Origin of the sequence: Kribbella sp. NBC_00482 (assembly GCF_036013725.1) — a bacterium.
Lineage (GTDB): Bacteria > Actinomycetota > Actinomycetes > Propionibacteriales > Kribbellaceae > Kribbella.
The window spans coordinates 4,989,121-5,007,748 of sequence record NZ_CP107881.1 but is presented as its reverse complement, the minus strand read 5'-3'; the positions used below and the strand labels follow the sequence as shown (position 1 = coordinate 5,007,748).

General features: G+C 68.2%; 15 protein-coding genes. 6 read left to right on the top strand and 9 right to left on the bottom strand.

Features of this window, described 5'->3' with window-relative positions; translation table 11 throughout:
• Positions 1-27: 27 nt before the first annotated feature.
• The 3 genes from OHB24_RS24565 to OHB24_RS24555 all read left to right on the top strand — a co-directional run bounded on the left by OHB24_RS24565 (position 28) and on the right by OHB24_RS24555 (position 5,118).
• On the top strand, positions 28-1,251 hold the full coding sequence (locus OHB24_RS24565; RefSeq protein ID WP_327633184.1) for an MFS transporter: 1,224 nt from the start codon (positions 28-30) through the stop codon (positions 1,249-1,251).
• A 316-nt stretch (positions 1,252-1,567) separates the two neighbouring features.
• Entirely contained in the window at positions 1,568-3,232 is a 1,665-nt protein-coding gene (locus tag OHB24_RS24560) for an ABC transporter ATP-binding protein (protein WP_327633183.1), read from the top strand.
• On the top strand, positions 3,229-5,118 hold the full coding sequence (locus OHB24_RS24555; protein WP_327633182.1) for an ABC transporter ATP-binding protein: 1,890 nt from the start codon (positions 3,229-3,231) through the stop codon (positions 5,116-5,118). Before OHB24_RS24560 ends, OHB24_RS24555 begins: the two co-directional genes overlap by 4 nt.
• Here OHB24_RS24555 and OHB24_RS24550 read toward each other — a convergent pair.
• Positions 5,107-6,081 carry an RNA polymerase sigma-70 factor gene (locus tag OHB24_RS24550; protein ID WP_327633181.1) on the bottom strand — a complete coding sequence of 325 codons (975 nt, stop codon included), beginning with the start codon at positions 6,079-6,081 and terminating at the stop codon, positions 5,107-5,109. The genes OHB24_RS24555 and OHB24_RS24550 overlap by 12 nt on opposite strands.
• Entirely contained in the window at positions 6,081-7,013 is a 933-nt protein-coding gene (locus OHB24_RS24545; RefSeq protein ID WP_327633180.1) for an NAD-dependent epimerase/dehydratase family protein, read from the bottom strand. Before OHB24_RS24545 ends, OHB24_RS24550 begins: the two co-directional genes overlap by 1 nt.
• Before the next feature lie 163 nt (positions 7,014-7,176).
• On the opposite strand from OHB24_RS24545, the gene OHB24_RS24540 reads away from it, so the two are divergent.
• The 3 genes from OHB24_RS24540 to OHB24_RS24530 are packed head-to-tail and all read left to right on the top strand — an operon-like array spanning position 7,177 to position 12,989.
• Positions 7,177-10,599: an alpha-N-acetylglucosaminidase TIM-barrel domain-containing protein gene (locus OHB24_RS24540; RefSeq protein WP_327633179.1), complete on the top strand. Its 3,423-nt coding sequence runs from the start codon at positions 7,177-7,179 to the stop codon at positions 10,597-10,599.
• A gap of 24 nt (positions 10,600-10,623) precedes the next feature.
• A complete protein-coding gene (locus OHB24_RS24535; protein WP_327633178.1) occupies positions 10,624-11,796 on the top strand; it encodes an ROK family protein in 1,173 nt (390 codons plus the stop codon).
• Positions 11,797-11,837: 41 nt separating this feature from the next.
• A complete protein-coding gene (locus OHB24_RS24530; protein ID WP_327633177.1) occupies positions 11,838-12,989 on the top strand; it encodes an AAA family ATPase in 1,152 nt (383 codons plus the stop codon).
• A gap of 715 nt (positions 12,990-13,704) precedes the next feature.
• On the opposite strand, the gene OHB24_RS24525 is transcribed toward OHB24_RS24530, so the two are convergent.
• From OHB24_RS24525 to OHB24_RS24495, 7 genes are all read right to left on the bottom strand, one after another.
• Complete coding sequence (locus OHB24_RS24525) at positions 13,705-14,541, bottom strand: hypothetical protein (protein WP_327633176.1); 837 nt, start codon at positions 14,539-14,541, stop codon at positions 13,705-13,707.
• A complete protein-coding gene (locus OHB24_RS24520) occupies positions 14,541-15,263 on the bottom strand; it encodes a CDP-alcohol phosphatidyltransferase family protein (RefSeq protein WP_327633175.1) in 723 nt (240 codons plus the stop codon). The genes OHB24_RS24525 and OHB24_RS24520 overlap by 1 nt, the downstream gene beginning before the upstream one ends.
• A 174-nt stretch (positions 15,264-15,437) precedes the next feature.
• Complete coding sequence (locus OHB24_RS24515; protein ID WP_327633174.1) at positions 15,438-15,878, bottom strand: nitroreductase family deazaflavin-dependent oxidoreductase; 441 nt, start codon at positions 15,876-15,878, stop codon at positions 15,438-15,440.
• A 47-nt stretch (positions 15,879-15,925) separates the two neighbouring features.
• Positions 15,926-16,345 carry an SRPBCC domain-containing protein gene (locus tag OHB24_RS24510; protein WP_327633173.1) on the bottom strand — a complete coding sequence of 140 codons (420 nt, stop codon included), beginning with the start codon at positions 16,343-16,345 and terminating at the stop codon, positions 15,926-15,928.
• Between the two features lie 17 nt (positions 16,346-16,362).
• Positions 16,363-16,824 (bottom strand): hypothetical protein, encoded by a 462-nt coding sequence (locus OHB24_RS24505; RefSeq protein ID WP_327633172.1) that lies wholly within the window; start codon positions 16,822-16,824, stop codon positions 16,363-16,365.
• A gap of 11 nt (positions 16,825-16,835) precedes the next feature.
• A complete protein-coding gene (locus tag OHB24_RS24500; protein WP_327633171.1) occupies positions 16,836-17,471 on the bottom strand; it encodes a class F sortase in 636 nt (211 codons plus the stop codon).
• 63 nt (positions 17,472-17,534) lie between these two features.
• Positions 17,535-18,533: a hypothetical protein gene (locus tag OHB24_RS24495; RefSeq protein WP_327633170.1), complete on the bottom strand. Its 999-nt coding sequence runs from the start codon at positions 18,531-18,533 to the stop codon at positions 17,535-17,537.
• Between the last annotated feature and the right edge of the window lie 95 nt (positions 18,534-18,628).

Below are 18,628 nucleotides of genomic sequence, written 5' to 3'. Positions count from 1 at the left end.
GCTCTGCTGAGTGACAGGTTCACAGGCATGGCATGGGTCGTGAGGGGCGAGTTCCGGAAGCTGTGGATCGGGCAGTTGGTGTCCGCGTCGGGCAGTGCGGTCACCACTGTCGCGCTGCCGCTGGTGGCTGTGGTGACCCTGCAGGCATCAGCCGTCGAGATGGGTGCGCTGTCTGCGTTGACGATCGCGCCGCATCTCGTGTTCGGGCTGCTGGCCGGCGTCTGGGTCGACAGGTGGCCGCTGCGTCGCGTCCTGATCTGGACCGACGTCGGACGGCTCCTCCTGCTCGGCTCGGTGCCTGCGGTGGCAGCACTGGGCTGGCTGCGCATCGAGCAGCTGTACGCCGTCGCCGTACTGACCGGAGTGCTGACTCTGCTGTCCGACACCGCGTCGCAGACGATGATCCCGGCGCTGGTGCCACGTGAGGACCTGATGCGGGCGAACAGTGCGGCGCTGCTCAATCTCAACCTCGCCTCCACGCTCGGACCGTCCGCGGCAGGCTTCCTCGTACAGGTGCTCACGGCACCGTTCGCGATCCTCATCGACGCCGCGTCGTACGTCGTGTCCACGATCGCGGCGTACCTGCTCCGCGAGCCCGCCCGCGCACCCGCACGACCGCGGTCCGAGGTGCGGCTGTCGGCGGGGCTGCGGGTGCTCTTCGGCCACCGGATGCTCAGACCGCTCGTCGTCTCGGCAGGATTCGCTGCCATGGCCGGCGCGATGCAGGGCCCGCTGGTGGTTCTCTTCCTGATCCGTGAGCTGCACAGGTCACCGGCGTTCGTCGGGCTGTCCATGACCGCGTTCGGAGCTGCTGCGGTAGCCGGGACCTTCCTCGCCCCCGCCTGGTGCCGCCGGTTCGGACTCGGCCACTCCTACTTGTCCGGTGTGTTCCTCGCATCACTCAACGGGGTCGCCCTGTTCACCGGTGTGACGCCGGTGATCCTCCTCGGACAGGTACTGGCCGGACTCGGTATGTCGCTGTTCGCCGTCCCGCAGCGCACCCTGCGCCAGGCGCTCGCGCCGCCGCACCTCGTGGGGCAGGTGACCGCGTCCTGGCGCACCCTGGTCATCGGCGGGCAGACGGTCGGCGCGGGGGTCTCCGGCGTCGTTGCCACCGCCATCCACATCCGTCCCACCCTGCTGATCGCGGCCGCCGGCATGCTCGCCGGCCTCCTGGTCGCGGCCTTCTCCCCGCTCCGCGGACTGCAGGATCTGCCCGAAGAGGAACCGGTCGAGCGATCGGTCGCGTAGTACTGATTGCGGATCGTGATAGGTGGAGGTGAGGTTCCCGCGTAGGCATTGGATGGGCTATTGCGTTTCATCAGCAAGGAATGGAATTGGCGCGACAAGCGCTTACCTACTGAGCGATACTGGAAAGTGCGCCGTTTTCAGGTCGCAAAACCCCTTTGACTCGAAGTAGATGGGAAGTGCGCCCGTCCAGATGCCCTCAGAGCACACTGTCCAAGCGCCGTCGATTGCAGCCCCTACCACCCGTGCCCCAGAACGCAGCCGCAACCTGTGGCGGCTCCGTCCTTACCTGAAGCCACACCGTTGGCGCCTCGCGGTGATGTTCTCCACCGCCATGCTGGGCGTCGGCGTCAGCCTCGCCGTACCGCTGGTCACCCGAGCCATCATCGACGGTCCGGTCACCCGCCGCGAGCTGAGCATGCTGGTCCCGCTCGCACTGCTGGCCCTCGGGCTCAGCATCTCCGAGGTCATCCTGGTCTGGATGCGCCGCTGGGCGCAGTCCCGGACCGTCAGTGACCTCGAGGCCACGCTCCGGCACGACCTGTACGTCCGTCTGCAGTCCCTGCCGATGGAGTTCCACACCCGCTGGCAGAGCGGTCAGCTGCTCTCCCGCGTCACCACCGACCTGTCCACGATCCGCCGGTTCATGGGCTTCGGTCTGCTGTTCCTGGTGATGAACATCCTGCAGCTGGCCGTGGTCACGGTCCTGCTGCTCCAGCTGTACTGGCCGCTCGGCCTCGTGGTCCTGGTGGCCGCCGTGCCGATCGTCATGGTGTCGCTGAAGTTCGAGAAGAAGTACCTGCGGATCTCCCGCAAGGTCCAGGACCAGCAGGGCGACCTGGCCACCCGGATCGAGGAGTCGGCGCTCGGCTTCCGGGTGATCAAGGCGTTCGGCCGGCGGCCGCACGTCCAGGGTCAGTTCGACGACGAGGCGACCACGCTGTACGACACCGAGGTCGAGAAGGTCCGGCTCGCGTCACGGTTCTGGAGCTTCCTCGGCGTCATCCCGAACCTGACCCTGGTGATCGTCCTGCTGCTCGGCGCACTCGCCGTCGGCCGGGAGGCGATCACGCTCGGCACCCTGGTCGCGTTCATCACGCTGATGCTGTCCCTGGTCTGGCCGGTCACCTCGCTCGGCGCGATCCTGGCGATGGCGCAGGAGTCGATGACCGCGGCGGACCGGATCAGCGAGATCCTGGACACCTACTCGGTGATCAAGTCCGGATCGGAGGAGCTCCCGAACCCGCGTGGTCACCTGCGCTTCGAGCACGTCGGGTTCCGGTTCTCGGACGACTCCACCGAGGTGCTGCACGACATCAACCTGGACCTGACCCCTGGTACGACGCTCGCACTGGTCGGCGCCACCGGGTCCGGCAAGACCACTCTGACCGCGCTGGTCCCCCGGCTGTACGACGTGACCGCCGGACGGATCACCATCGACGGGCACGACATCCGGGACCTGTCCCTGGTGTCGCTGCGGACGGCTGTCGCGTCCGCGTTCGACGACCCGACCCTGTTCTCCATGAGCGTCCGGGAGAACCTGACCCTCGGCCGTCCGGACGCCACAGAGGCGGACGTCCAGCAGGCGCTGGAGGTCGCTCAAGCGCAGTTCGCCAACGAGCTGCCGTGGGGCCTGGACACACGCGTCGGTGAGCAGGGCATGTCGCTGTCGGGTGGTCAGCGGCAGCGGCTCGCACTGGCTCGTGCAGTGCTCGCCAAGCCCGCCGTACTGGTGCTGGACGACACCCTGTCCGCGCTCGACGTACACACCGAGGCACTGGTCGAGGAAGCACTGCAGAACGTGCTCTCCGAGACCACCGGCATCGTGGTCGCGCACCGCGCGTCGACGGTGATGCTGGCCGACCAGGTCGCTCTACTGCAGAACGGCACGGTCACCCACGTAGGAACCCATCACGAGCTGCTGACAACGGTCCCGGCGTACCGGCACCTGCTCGCAGCGGAGGAAGAGGAGGTGCACGCATGACAACGACCCAGCAAACACCTCCTCAGGCCTCGGAACCGGAGAAGCCTCAGGACGAGCAGCAGCCTGAGGAACAGAAGTGGCGGGGTCTGTTCGAGGAAGACCCCGACCGGGAGATCTCCCGTGCGACCAGCATCCGGCTGAAGGAGGACTCCCGGAAGCTGCTGGGTGAGCTGCTCCGGCCGTACAAGAAGCTGATCTGGCTGCTGATCGCGATCGTGATCGTCGAGAACGCGGCCCGGCTCGCCGTGCCGTACCTGGTGCACCTGGGCATCGACAACGGCATCCCGCCGATCCTGGCGGGCAAGGGCTCCCAGGAGCTCGTCACGATCGTCATCATCGTCCTGGCGTCGGCGTTGCTCCAGGCCTTTGCGCGGCAGCTGTTCCTGATGCGCTCGGGCCGTCTCGGTCAGACCATCCTGCTGAGCCTGCGCAAGCGGGTGTTCGACCACTTCCAGCGGCTCAGCCCGGCGTTCCACGACAAGTTCACGTCAGGCCGGGTGATCTCCCGGCTGACGTCCGACGTCGGCGTCATCGACGAGATGCTGGCGAGCGGGTTCGACAGCCTGGTCACCGCGGTGCTGACGCTGGTCGGTACGTCGATCATCCTGCTCACGCTCGACGTGAAGCTCGGTCTGCTCGCGCTGCTGTCGTTCCCGGCCCTGCTGCTCCTGACAGCATGGTTCCGGAAGCGGTCCGCGGCGGTCTACCGGCAGACGCGGGAGGCCGTCGTGCTGGTCATCGTGCACTTCGTCGAGTCGATGACCGGTATCCGCGCGGTGCAGGCGTTCCGCCGGGAGCCGCGCAACGAGGAGATCTTCCACGGCGTCAACGACCGGTACCGGAAGGCGAACCTCGAGGCGTTCCGGCTGAACGCGGTCTTCATGCCGGCGATCAAGGGCGTCGGCAACATCACCATCGTCGCGATCCTGGCGTACGGCGGCTACCAGGCGTACCACGGGCACGTCACGGTCGGCGTCCTGACCGCGTTCCTGCTCTACCTGCGGCAGTTCTTCGAGCCGCTGCAGGACATCACGCAGTTCTACAACACGTTCCTGTCCGCTTCGGCGGCGCTGGAGAAGCTGTCCGGCGTGCTGAACGAGACGCCGGACGTGCCGGAGCCGATCCAGCCGGCCAAGCCAGGCCCGGCCCGGGGTCATCTGGAACTGCGGAACGTGCGCTTCGAGTACGTCGACGGCGTTCCGGTGCTGCCCGGTCTGCAGCTGGACGTGCCGGCCGGCCAGACCCTGGCCCTGGTCGGTACGACGGGTGCCGGCAAGACCACGATCGCCAAACTGGTGGCGCGGTTCTACGATCCGACGAGCGGGCACCTGCTGCTCGACGGCGTCGACCTCCGGGACCTGGCCGAGGACGACCTGCGCGAGCGGGTCGTGATGGTGACGCAGGAGAACTTCCTCTTCACCGGCTCGGTCGCCGACAACATCCGGTTCGGCAAGCCGGGCGCGACGATGGAGGAGGTCGTCGAGGCCGCGAAGGTGATCGGCGCGCACGACTTCATCACGGCACTGCCCAACGGGTACGACACCGCGGTCGAGAAACGCGGTTCCCGGCTCTCGGCGGGTCAGCGTCAGCTGGTCGCGTTCGCGCGGGCGTTCCTCGCGAACCCCGCCGTACTGATCCTGGACGAGGCGACGTCCAGCCTGGACATCCCCAGCGAACGCCTCATCCAGCGGGCGCTGAAGACGATCCTGGCCGACCGTACGGCGATCGTCATCGCGCACCGGTTGTCCACCGTCGAGACCGCCGACCGCGTCCTGGTCCTGGAGTACGGCCAGATCATCGAGGACGGCGCTCCCGACCAGCTCATCACGATGGACGACGGCCACTACGCCGGACTCCACCAGGCCTGGGAAGAGTCACTGGCCTGACGGCTCTGGGCGCGTGGGGTCCTTCCCACGCGCCCAGTCCGTTGTACGACGGGCCGCATACGTCTCCTGTACGACGGCCCACGCGTCGGCGACCGGTCCGACGTGCCGGAGCTTGTCCGGATTCACCACCGCACGGATCGCCTGGATCTGCCCGTCGACGATGTCGAGCGTCCACGTGTTGACCACTCTGCCGTCGCCGTCGCGGAAGATCGCGCCCGGCTGACCGTTCACCAGCTGAGGCTCCACAACGCCGCCGATCTGCGTGAACGGCCCAGCCAGCGCAGCCAGCATGCCTGCCACGTTGCGGGCGCCGGCCACGACACCGCGACCCCACTGCGGCGCCTTGCCACCCGCGTCGCCGACAAGCTGCACGTCCGCGGCCAGGAACTCCATCAAGTTGCCGACAGCACCTTCTTTGAACGCGTCGAAGAACCGCACCGCCAGCTCTTCCCGCTCTCGCTGGTCAGCTGCGAACCTAGGTCGCCCCGCGTCCATGTGCCGACGGGCGCGGACCACCAGCTGACGGCACGCCGCCTCCGAGCGCCCCACGGCCGATGCGACCTCCGCGAAGCCGAAGCCGAACACCTCCCGCAGCACGAACGCCGCCCGCTCCAGCGGGGACAGCCGCTCCAGCAGGAGCAGCGCGGCCATCGACACGGAGTCAGCCAGCTCAGCCGCCCGCTCCGGGTCCTCGTACGGGTCGGACAGCAACGGCTCCGGGAACCACGGCCCGACGTACTCCTCACGCCGGTGACGAGCGGAGCGCAGTACGTCGACCGAGATGCGAGTGACGACCGCGGACAGAAAGGCCTTCGGGGACACCGGCTCCGTTCGCGACCCGGCGTACCGCAGCCACGTGTCCTGTACGGCGTCCTCTGCCTCGCTGACGCTGCCGAGGATCCGGTAGGCGATCGAGAACAGCAGTGGTCGCAGCTCCTCGAACTCCTGGTCGCGAGGGCGCATCACGCCAGCTCTGCCTTGAAGCCCTGCCGCCAGGACGGGTACTGCAACTCCCAGCCGAGCTCCCGCTTCGCCTTGGCGTTGGAGAAGCCACGTCCCTCGGTCATCATCACCACAGCCTGGTCCCCTGCCAGCCGGCGCGCCAGCCACACCGGCACGCGCAACGGCGGCTTCGCGCCGGCGCACTCCGCCAGGTACGGCAGCCAGTCGCTGGCCGGCGCCGGGACGTCGTCGACGATGTTGAACACACCAGTGACCTTCTGCTCGACAGCCAGCACAGTCGCGGCTGCCGCGTCGTCGAGATGCACCCAGGAACTGTAGCCAGTACCGCGACCCACCAGCGGGTACTGGCGTTTGCGCACGAGCTCCACCTGGTCGTCGATGGCCCCAGGCCCGTAGAAGGCGCCGTACCGCATCACAGCCCCACCGATGTTCAGCACGAGGTCCTCGATGCGGCTCAGCGCCTTGAGGCCGACGTACGCCGCTGTTCCCTCCAGGAGGTCCACCGGGTCCTCCTCGGTCTTGACCCAGCCGCCTTCGCGGATGCCGTTCCAGCTCGCGTAACCCTGCGCAACGAAGTGCGGGACGCCGACTGCCTCGGCCGCAGCCAGTAGGTGGTCAGTGCCCTCCGTACGCAGTCTGTTCGTCTTGGCGAACCAGCGGTCCGGGTGCTTGATGTCCGGCTTGCCCGCGTGCGTCATCGAGATCGCAGTCATCTGATGCACGATCACGTCCGGCCGTGCCATCGCGACAGCCTCGCCGACCGCGGCCCCGTCCAGCCCGTCCATCACGACGCCCTCGGCACCCGCTGCCGCGATCAGCTCCAGCTTCGCCGCACTCGTCGTACTGGCCGTCACCTGATGCCCACGAGCCACCAACTGCGGCACCAGCCGCCGCCCCAGCACACCACTTCCACCAGCAACAAACACCCGCATCCTCAACACGCTCCTCATCCGGTTTCGCCCCCGAGACGAGCCAGCACCGCCGCCTGTGACATGGCGAGTTTGGGAAGAATATTTCGGAAGTCGTCGGTGACCTGTTGACCGGTTGCGCCGAGCCATTTAGTTTGGGCCGCGATCAAAATCGGAGGTCAGGCTGATGAACCGACGTACCAGGGTCCGGCGATGGCTCGCCGCGACGGCCGCCGCGGTGAGCACGGCGCTGCTTCTCACTGCGACTCCCGCGGTGGCGGACCCACCGGAGCCGAGCTCGAGCGGGCGCCCGTTGTTCGACACGGGTCCGGTCAGGGACGCGATCCGCCGCCTGGTCGGCACGCGGCACGGGAGCCAGGTCACCCTGGCGACGATCCCGGCTTCCGAGGGCCGCGACACGTTCCGGATCACCCGCCGGGGTGCGCGGCCGGTCGTCGAGGGCAGCAGTACGTCGGCCCTGCTGATGGGCTTCAACTGGTACCTCAAGCACGTCGTGAAGGCGGACATCTCCTGGACCGGCGACCAGCTCGACCTCCCCCGCGTGCTGCCGGCGCCGCAGGAACCGATCGAGAAGTCGTCGGCCGTCGAGCACCGGTTCGCCGGGAACGACACCGAGGACGGGTACTCCGGGCCGTACCGGACGTTCGAGGACTGGGAACGGCTGATCGACGTCCAGGCGCTGCACGGCGTCAACGAGATCTTCATGCCGATCGGCACCGAAGCGGTGTACTACGAGGCGCTGCAGTCCTTCGGCTACCGGGCGGACGAGCTGCGCGCGTGGATCCCGAGCCCCGGCTACCAGCCGTGGTGGCTGCTGCAGAACATGTCCAACTTCACCGCCCCCGTCAGCGCCCAGGTGATCCGGGCTCGTGCGGACCTGGGCCGCCGGATCGCGGACCGGATGCGGTCCCTCGGGATCACGCCTGTCCTGCCGGGCTACTTCGGCACGGTTCCGCGGGACTTCCAGGTGAAAAACCCCGGGGCGACCACGGTTCCGCAGGGCACCTGGGTCGGACTGGACCGGCCGGACTGGCTGGCGCCGACCGATCCCCTCTTCGGTCAGGTCGCGGCGCGCTTCTACCAGGTGCAGCAGCGGCTGCTCGGCAAGTCGTCGATGTTCAAGATGGATCTGCTGCACGAAGGCGGCCGGCCCGGCAGCATCTCCGTCGGCCAGGCGTCCGTGGCCGTGCAGGATGCCTTGGACAAGGCCCATCCCGGCGCGATCTGGGCGATCCTCGGCTGGCAGAGCAACCCGCGCCCGGAGACGATCGCGGCCATCGACCGGAGCCGGATGCTGGTCGTCGACGGGCTGTCCGACCGGGCCCTGAGTCCCGACCGTGAAACCGACTGGTCGGGCACGCCGTACGCGTTCGGGTCGATCTGGAACTTCGGCGGGAACTCCACCATGGGCGCTCCGATCCGCGCCTGGAACGAGCGGTTCTGGGCGTCGCTGGCGAAGCCTGGGTCTGCCTTGTCCGGCATCGCGATCATGCCTGAGGCCAGCTACAACAACGCGGTGGCGATGGAGTTCCTCGCCGAGTTGCCGTGGCACGACGGCCCGGTGGACCTCGACCAGTGGTTCGCCGACTACGCCGACGCGCGGTACGGCGGTGCCGATCCGATGGCCCGGAAGGCCTGGCAGATCCTGGCCGGGACCGCCTACTCGATTCCCCCGAACGGCGGCCGCTCCTCGGGACACGGCGGTCTGTTCGCGGCGATCCCGAGCCTGACGGTGCAGCGGCCGCACAGCTGGGCGCAGGCTGCCTTCGCCTACGATCCGGCGGCGTTCGCGGGTGCGCTGCCGGCTCTGCTCGCGGTCGGTGAGTCGCTGCGCGACAACACGGCGTACCGCAATGACCTGCTGGAGGTCGCGCGTCAGTCCGTCGCCGACAGGTCCCGTACGTTGCTGCCACAGATCCGGACGGCGTACCAAGCCGGGGACCTCCAGCGCTTCTCACAGCTGACCGACACGTGGCTCGGCTACATCGCTGGTGTCGACGACCTGGTCGGTACCAACGAGCAGTACCTGATCGGGCGCTGGCTCGCCAAGGCAAAGAGCTGGGGTGCGAACAGCGCAGAGTCCGCGCAGCTCGAGTACGACGCACGCAAGCAGCTCACGTCGTGGGGCCTGCGCACCACCGACCTGCAGGACTATGCGTACCGCGAGTGGTCCGGTCTGCTGGACGGCTACTACGCACCACGCTGGCGGCAGTACTTCGACGGACTGAAGACTGCCCTCAGCACAGGCACTGCAGCACCGGCCATCGACTGGTACGACGTGGCGGAACACTGGTCGTCCGATCGCAGCTCCTACCGCACCAAGCCGACTGGTAACACCTACGTGGAGGCTGCCAAGCTGCTGGACCGGCTGAAGCACGATGACTACGACCTGACCCTGGCACTGCGGCCGACCGGGGCTGTGGATGCGTCGGGGTCTGCTCGGGTCACCGCCACAGTGACGAACACGAACTACTTCGCCGCGCTGACCGGACTGACCTTCGACATCTCAGCACCTGCTGGGACAACGGTCGAAGCTGTGGGCGACGCACCCTCCGAGATCGGACCCGGTGGCACGGTCACACGTTCCTGGACCGTCCGCGGTGGGGACGGCCTGCCAGACCAGGTGTCGCTCGAGGTGACGATGCGGTCCGACCAGTCCGAGCTCCGCAGGGCAGCCGCCGTACTGCCGGTGGCCGCAGCCGGCCGGTACCAGCTGAGCGACCAGGAGTTTGCGTCCTCCCGGAACCACGACGGCCTGTACCCGGTCGCGCGGGACACCGTCACGCCCGCGACGCCGTCGGGAAACGGTCAGCCGCTCCTGCTCGACAGTGTTGCCTACAGCAAGGGTCTCGGCACCAACTCGAACGCCGACGTACGGTTCGAGCTCGGCGGTGACTGCCGGCGGTTCACCACCGTGGTGGGCATCGACGACGCGATGAACCACGCCGCCGACGGCGATGCGGTCGTGCGTGTCTTCGGTGACGGCCGGCTGTTGTCGGAGACCGGCGTACTGCGCAGCGGCATCACCGGCACCGGCACAACTGCGGCCGTGGTCGAGGCGGACGTCACCGGCGTACGGCAGCTGCGGTTGCAGGTGCACCAGTACGACGCCAACCGCTACTTCGACGCTGTGTCGTTCGGGGTTCCGACTGTCACGTGCTCCGCACCGCCACCGGTCTCGTTGAGTCAGGGGAAACCAGCAACGGCCACCAGCACAGACGGGAGCCACGTGCCGGCTGACGCGCTCGACGGCAACCTGAGCACTGGCTGGTTCTGTGCTCCGCAGCAGTGCGCCGGCCAGCCGTCGTCGCTACAGGTGGACCTCGGCGCCGCCCATGCACTGTCGAGCATCCGGGTGACGCCGTACTACGCCGACGGCCGGTCCTACCTCTATCGTGTCGACGGAAGCGTGGACGGACGGACGTGGACCCGGCTGGCCGAAAAGGCGACCCACAAGGCGCAGACTGATCTCGGAGATCGGTACGACGTCACAGGCGAGTACAGATACGTCCGGGTGACCGGGTCCGGGAACACCTCCAACGCCTACACGCTGCACGTCCAGGAGCTGGCGGTGTACGGCGTGGGCTGATGCGGTGCTCAGCGGAAGGCAGGGATGACGAAGGCGATACGGATCACCGAGAAGGTGACGCCCGGCGTTCTCCGCGAGCGCAACACCCGACTGGTCCTGCAGACGGTGCTGATCGGCGACGGCGGGATGTCCCGCGCGGACATCTCGCGTTCGACCGGCCTGGCGCGCGCTGTGGTGTCGGAGATCGTCGAGTCACTGATGGCACGGCACCTGGTGGTCGAGGAGGCCGGGACGCCGAGCGGCCGCGGCAAGCCCGCGAAGCCGCTCCGCGTCGACACAGACCGCCAATGCCTGCTGATGGCGGACCTGCGGCCGACCGAAGTGGTCGCAGGTGTGGTGGGACTGGACGGGGTGATCGGCTCGACCGGCCGGGTGGACCTGCCGCCGAACCCCAGCGTCGACCACGTGATCCGCGTCCTGGGCAGCTTCCTGCGTCAGCTGGCAGCTGACGACGGGCGGGCAGTACTGGCCGCTGGAGTCGCCGTTCCCGCGATGCTGTCACCGGAGCAGGGCATCGTCGAGTCGATCCAGTTCCGCTGGAACGACGTCGACCTCGCCGGCCCGCTGCAGGAGTCCCTCGGGTACGACGTCGTACTGGTCAACGACGCGACCGCGGTGGCGATGTCCGAACTGTCGCACCAGAGTCAGGCTGGCGGCAGCGTCATCGTGCTGCACATCGCCGGTGGTATCGGGTCCGCGATCATCCTCGACGGGCGCGTGCACCTCGGTGAACGGCAGCGAGCCGGCGAGGTCGGGCACATCGACGTGGGGGTGAGCGACCGGCGCTGCGAATGCGGCCGTACGGGCTGCCTGGAAACGGTCGCGAACCTGCCCGCGATCCTCGGCGACGCCGCGGTCGAGGATCTCGACGCTGTCTCGTCTCCGGGCACGAACCCGGCGTTGCGAGCGCTCGCCGAGCGGGTCGACTACGCCGGTCGTAGCCTCGGCGCCCTGGTCTGCGTCCAGGCTGCGATCCTCGACATCCCGGACGTCGTGATCGACGGTCCGGTACGCCGCGCGGGCGCACGGCTCCTCGACGCGATCGAGCAAGAGCTCGCGCGCCGCCTGCCCGCGGTCGACGTACGCCGGCCGCGGTTCTCGACGATGGCCGACCAGAGCAAGATGCACGGGGCGGCGGCCGCGGCGATGCTGCACGAACTCGGCGTCCTCTGGCACAGCTCGCCGGACCGCGCCTGACTGTCCCAGAAGTGTCGGAGCCCGTCGGTACGGTGAAGGGCATGTTGACGACGTTGGCGGTGGAGAACTACCGGTCGCTGCGGCGGGTTGTCATGCCGTTGCGCGGTCTGAACGTCGTGACCGGGGCCAACGGATCGGGGAAGTCGAGTCTGTACCGGGCGCTGCGGTTGCTGGCTGATGCTTCGCGCAACGGTGCGGTGGCGGCGCTCGCGCGGGAAGGCGGTCTGCAGTCGACGCTGTGGGCGGGGCCGGAGCAGGTGCGGAAGGACCGGCCCACGCAAGGCACTCGGCGGACCGGGCCGGTGACTCTTCGGATGGGGTTCGCTGGGGACGACTACGGCTATCTCATGGATCTCGGGCTGCCGATCCCGAACGGATCAGAGTTCGATCTGGATCCGGAGATCAAACGGGAAGCGTTGTGGGCCGGGCCGTTCCTGCGGCCGGCGGCGTCGCTGGTCGAGCGCACCAACCACGAGGTGCGGATCCGTGCGGCGAGTGGTGAATGGCAGCGCGGCGGGCACCAGCTCCAGACGTTCGACAGCATGCTGAGCGAGTTCGCGGACCCGGAGCGCGCGCCCGAGCTGCTGCTGGTGCGGGAACGACTGCGGGGCTGGCGGTTCTACGACCACTTCCGCACCGACGCGACTGCGCCTGCCCGCAGAGTGCAGGTCGGCACGCGTACCGCCGTACTCTCCGCGGACGGCGCTGACATGGCAGCTGCTCTGCAGACGATTCGGGAACTAGGCCCCCGGGGGGCATTGGACGAGGCGATCGAGCTCGCGTTCCCCGGCAGCCGCGTCGAGATCACCAACACCGCGGGCCGGTTCGAGGTCGCCTTTCACCAGCACGGATTGCTGCGTCCGCTCTCCGGCGCCGAGCTGTCCGACGGCACGCTCAGGTACCTGCTGTGGGTCGCCGCGCTGCTCACCCCGAGACCGCCCGAGCTCCTCGTCCTCAACGAGCCCGAGACCAGCCTCCACCCCGATCTGCTGCCGGCGCTGGCCAACCTGGTGGTCACCGCGGCGAAGGAGACCCAGGTCATCGTCGTCACCCACTCCCGCCCGTTCATCGCGTCGATGGAGGCCCTCTCCCCCGACCTCCAGACGATCGAACTCGTCAAGGAGAAGGGCGCGACGACCATCACCGGCCAAGGCCCACTGGACGAGCCGCCCTGGAAGTGGCCGACCCGCTAGAACTTCGACCCGAAGTTTGGTGGGTCCGTGACCGGCTCGCCCAGTGAGTTGGCTGCTCGCGGGTGAATGCGGTGACGACGGCCCCATCTGGGGCCTTGAGACAGTTTGTGAGGCGCTGAGACCTGGTGTTTCCGGCCCTTGTGTTCGATATGTGGCCGAGGGGGGCCAGGTCTGGCTCTGGGGACTGGGGATTGCTACCCACCTGAAGCGACCAGTTCACGTCCCCACTCGCCTCGATCACCTCGGCTGGTCGGACGGCTGTGCTGCGGATGTCGTGCAGGTCGACAGTACGTATACGTCCACTGTCGGGCGATTCCGCCTGCCACCCGGTGCGCGGCGACGGGTAGTAGACATATACGTACTGTCGAGCTGCAGCTTTCGACCGACCGCGTCTACACGTGAGCGCGGTCAGCCGGTTGCCGGGGGAACAGACACCTTCTGGGTGCTGCGGACAGGGAATACCAGGTCCCAGCCCACCAGAACCTGTCTCACGGCCCCGCAGTTCACCCAGGCATCGGATAGAAGAGCCGTATTCCCTGTCTCCGGTCACCAGTTCCTGTCCCCAGGCCGCACCGTCGCCCCCGCAGTGGTTGCGGTCCGGCGCACCGGCTACCTCGCTTTGGTGGAGGGTTTCCAGCACATCAGTGGCGAGATTCTGGCGCTATTGCAGGAAAATCCTCCCACCAATCACCGTCGCCGGCTTTTCGTCGCGCGGCTAGGCCTTGACCGACTCGAAGCGGACGAGGATCACGGATCCGGCGGCGGACAGGAGGAAACCGGCGATTGCGGCCGGCCACCATCCGGCGCGTACGGCGTCGTCGAGGACGAAGACGCCCGCGGCGGCCGGGGTGATGGTCTGCAACGCGATCATCGGCGTGGTGGCCAGCGTCACCGAGCCGCGCTGCAGGGCCAGCGAGTAGAGGATGAAAGCGAGCGCCCCGCTGATCGGCAGCGTGTAGAGCGTGGGGCTCCGGACGAGTTCGCTCATCGACCCGTCCTGCAACAAGCGCGCCGAGATCGCAACCCCGGCGTACCCGAGACCGGCGAGCAACCCGAGCAGCGCCGTGGAGACACCGCGCTGCGAACGACTGGCAACGGCACCCAGTACGGCGATGACGACGAGCCCCACGATGATGCCGATCGTGAGCCCGTGGTGCTGTGCGCTGTCGCCCGCGTCGCCCGCCGCCACCGCGAGCAGACCGAGCCCGACGCAGACGCCGATCACCGCGGACCACTCGAGCGGACTCAGCTTGTCCGACATCAACCGGGTCGCGAGCAACGCCGTCACGACCAGACTGACCGCGATCCCGGCCTGCGCCAGGTACAACGGAAGCAGCCGCAACGCGACGAAGTGCAGTCCGAAGCCGGCGAGGTTCAACGCCAGCGCACCGAGGAACGCGGGCTGCTTGAGCAGCGCCACCACGAACCCGCCGAGCCGCCGCGGATCCAGCTCCGACTCGGTCGGCACCTTCCGCGATCCGACCGCCTGCAGGATCGCCCCGACCCCGAACAGCACCGCGGCGCCGAGCGCCGCGCCGAGACCGAGAACCACTACGCAACGACCCTGCGACGCCAGGTGAGGTAGAGGCTGAGGCCGCCGTAGTAGACGAGATAGGCCAGCGAGATCGCGACCACGATCGCGTTCGGGTTCGGCATCTGCGCGAGGAGTAGGGCGTACGACGCGAGCCAGATCGCGGTCGTCAACAGGTTCAGCGAGCGGAACGCCTTGGTGCGTGACGGGTAGACGTACTTCACCGGGATGAAGACGAGCACCGAGCAGACCACCAGGATGATGCCGGTGCTGACCGGACTGAGGCCGAGCACCACGACATAGAACGCGACCACGTTCCAGTAGCTCGGGAAGCCGAGGAAGAAGTGGTCCTCGGTCTTCGCGTCGACCCGGCAGAACTGGTAGCTGGAGGCAAGCAGCGGCAGTGCGCCGAGGACCGCGCCCCAGGTCCCGGACGGGAGGTAGCCGCCGGTCCACAGCAGCACGATCGGCGCGAACGCGTACGTCAGGTAGTCGACGATGTTGTCCAGCATCGCGCCGTCGAACCACGGGATGGTTTCCTTCACCCGCAGCCGGCGTGCGAGCATCCCGTCGGTGCCGTCGATCACGAGGGCCGCGAGCCCGAGCCAGAGCGCCCGGACGGCGTCGCCGTCGATCGCGGCGATCACGATCAGCAACGCGAGCACCGTTCCGCTCGCGGTATAGGCATGCAGTGCAAGTCCGGCCAGACGCAGCCGCGTCGACCCGACGAACGGTTCCCGCACCGCGTCGTGTGTGGTCAGGACAACTCCCAGAACTCAGGCGACGCAGCGCGTCGGGCCGGGTCGAGGTGGACCCAGCCGTCGCCAGCGTCTCACAGGCCTGGTCCCGCCCCGGTGACCGACCGTCATCTCCGCAAGATCTTTGCAAGGACTTAGTCAGTCACGGGGCACGGGGAACTACGCGATCGGGTCGAGCAGGAAGAGCGGGATCTTCCGGGTGGTCTTGGTCTGGTACTCGGCGTACGGCGGGTAGGCGGCGACGGCCCGCGGCCACCACTCGTCGTACTCCGCGCCCTCGATCTCGCGGGCCACGTACTCCTTGGTGGTCTCGCCGTCCTGCAGGGTGAGCTTCGGGTCGGCCTTCAAGTTGTAGTACCAGACGGGGTGTTTGGGTGCGCCGCCGAGCGAGGCGACCGCGGCGTACACACCGTCGTGCTCGACCCGCATCAGCGGGACCTTCCGGATCTTGCCGGACTTGGCGCCGCGCATCGTCAGCAGCACCACCTTCATACCCTTGATGTCGACCGCTTCGGTGGTTCCGGCCGCGGCGACCTTCTCGACCTGGTCCCGCACCCAGGCGGTGGGGCTCGGAGCGTAGTCGTCAGTGTTCGATGTCATGTCACCAATGATAATGGTGACACATCAACATCGATAGTCCCGGCGCGTCAGAGTGTCGGCGCCAGGTCGGTCAGGGTGGTGAGGGCGTTGTCCCAGGCCTGGGCGGACTGGTCGGCGTCCTGTTCGTCGTCCAGGCGATCGAATCCGGATTCGACGACCAGCAGGCGGGTGCCTTCGCCTTCCGGGGTGAGGGTGAACTCGACCAGGTTCGCGTTACCCGGCGCCGGTTCCACTCCGGGATCGACGGCGTACCGGTAGGCGAACCGCCGACCCGGCTCGACCTTCTCCACGAACCCGAGGAACTCCCCGTGCTCGTCCCAACGCATCACCAGCCGGCCGCCCGGGCGCAGGTCGATCTCCGCGCCGCCGAACGCGTACCACCGGGCGAATATCTCGGGCTGCGTCACCGCGGCCCACACCGCCTCCGGCCGGGCCTCGACGTACACCTCACGCTCAACGCTTTCCATGCCGTCCATCCTGCCTCTCAAACGGCGCAGGACTGCAGTTGCGTCGCGGTCGCGATGGTCGCCTCGATCCACCGGCGGCGCAGGAAGTGCGCCTTCAGCAGCCGGTGTACGCCGTCCAGCACGACCAGCCGGCCGCGGTACGCGACCAGGTTGATCGGGAAGTCGAGATCCGCGTCCATCACCCGCTGGTAGTGCGCGCGGAAGTTCATCGGCGTCTCCGCGACCTGATGCGGCGTGACCTTGAACCGCTCACCCTCGAGCTGCCACAGCGGCAGGTCGAACATCCAGACCAGGTCCGCGATCTCGACCGGCTCGACCTTCAGATCGAGCTCCCACAGCTTCGCGAGCTGCCAGCGGTACGGCGGGAAGACCTCCCGCAACGCCTCCGGCATCATCGCGACCAGTTCCTCGAACGAGACCTCCGGCGCCGCCCGATCCGCGCGAGCGCCGAACGTGTCGCCCAGCCCATCGATCGTCACGACGGAGCACGCTACGCCATCGGCAGGGCGACGACGACCACGTTGCTCAGGTAGACCTCACCGTTCCAGTCCTCGCACGTCACGAGGACGAGCCGCCCGCGAACGCTCTGGTCGAACAGTTGCGCGGCACGCTTCGCCAGCGTGGCCTTCCGGTACGTCGCCACAGTGGCAACCCGGTACGGCAACTGACCACGAGCCGTCGACACCCGCACAACGGATCCGGGGACCAGCTTGCCGAGGTTGTCGAACGCGCCGCCGCCGTTGTGAACGGTGTGGCCGGTGATGACGGCGGAACCGCGCTTGCTCCCGGGCTGCGCTCCCCCGGACCACCAGCCGACCTTCGACGCGTCGGACGGCGGGGTCAACGCGGCATGTACGGCGTCAATCGCGAGAACCGGCGCGGTAACGCCCAGCTGCGGGATGCTGATGCGCGTAGGCCTTCCTGCGCGGGCTGTCGCCGTACTGGTCGCCGTACTGCTGGGCGACGAGCTGGGAACAACTGCAGGCTTACCCGAGGTCGCTGGTGACGTTGCCGTTGGCGTAGGCCTCGGCAGAGTCGCCGTCGGCGACGCACCGGCTTGTTCGTCGCCGCCGAACTGCAGGTACGCGCCGGCTCCGAGTACGCCGACACCCACGAGCGCGACCACCCCACTCCACCGAAGTGGAGCAGGGCGGCCGCGTCGACGGGCAGAGCTCATGTCAGTCCACTGCTAGGCGCTGTGCGTCCCGCGTCGACGGAGCGCGACGATCCCGGCACCGGCGAGCATCGCGCCGCCGGCCGCGAGCAGCAGACCACCCGCGAGACCGAACGGACTGTTGCCGCCGGCAACCGAGTTGGCAGCTGGTCCGCCGAAGCCGGCGTCGACCTCGGTCGGTACGCCGACCGTCGGGGTGTCACTCGGTACGTCGGAGACCGGCGTCGACTCGGTGACCGTCGGGGGCGTGTCCGACGGGCTGGTCGACGTACCCGGCGAGGACGGCGTCGTGGACGGCGTTTCCGACGGGCTCACCGGCGGAGTATCCGTCGTCGTAGGCGGAGTCGTCGGCGCGGTCGTCGGCGGGGTGTCCGTCGTGGTCGGCGGCGTGTCCGTGGTCGTCGGAGGCGTCGTCGGCGCCGTGGTGGGCGGCGTGTCCGTCGTCGTCGGCTGCGTGGTCGGCGGGCTCGTCGGCGGCGTGGTGGGAGGCGTTGTGTCGCAACCCGTCACCCAGAAGACCTTGTGCTTCTTGTCGGCGCCGATCGAGCCGGGCGCGTTCACGGTGAGCTTCACGTGATAGCCCTGCTGCGGGTGCGGCTCACCGGTGAACTTGAGCGTGTAGACCACGCGCGCATCCAGGTCCGTGCCGCCGCCGGCCGCATCCTCGCCGATGAACGGGGTGAGGTTGCCGGACACAACCTGCAGTCCGGCGTCCGCGGTCGGCGCCTGGTCCTCGAAGGTCACCTTCGCCTTGTACGACGGGTCTTTGTCGTAGTTGTAGAACTCGACGCTGAAAGTGCAGCCCTGGTGCGGGTTGTTGTCCGGCGGGCCGCTCTGGAGGTCGGCGCCTTCGATCTTCACGGTGCCGTTGTTGCCCGGCGGGTTGTGGCCGCCGGTCTGGTCGGCGTTGGCGGAGGGCGCGACCAGCAAAGCTGTTGCGCCGAGAAGCAGGGAAAGTGCTCCGGCGCCGGCAAAAATGCCGGCGGCGCGGGAGCGAACGCCCGTGTGGGTCATGTCCGTCCTCGAACGAGTGCAGGGGTGAGGTGAGGCCTTCGAGAAGTATTGCGGTTTCGTTACAGCAGTCAATGCCGTTCGGTAACGATTGCCCT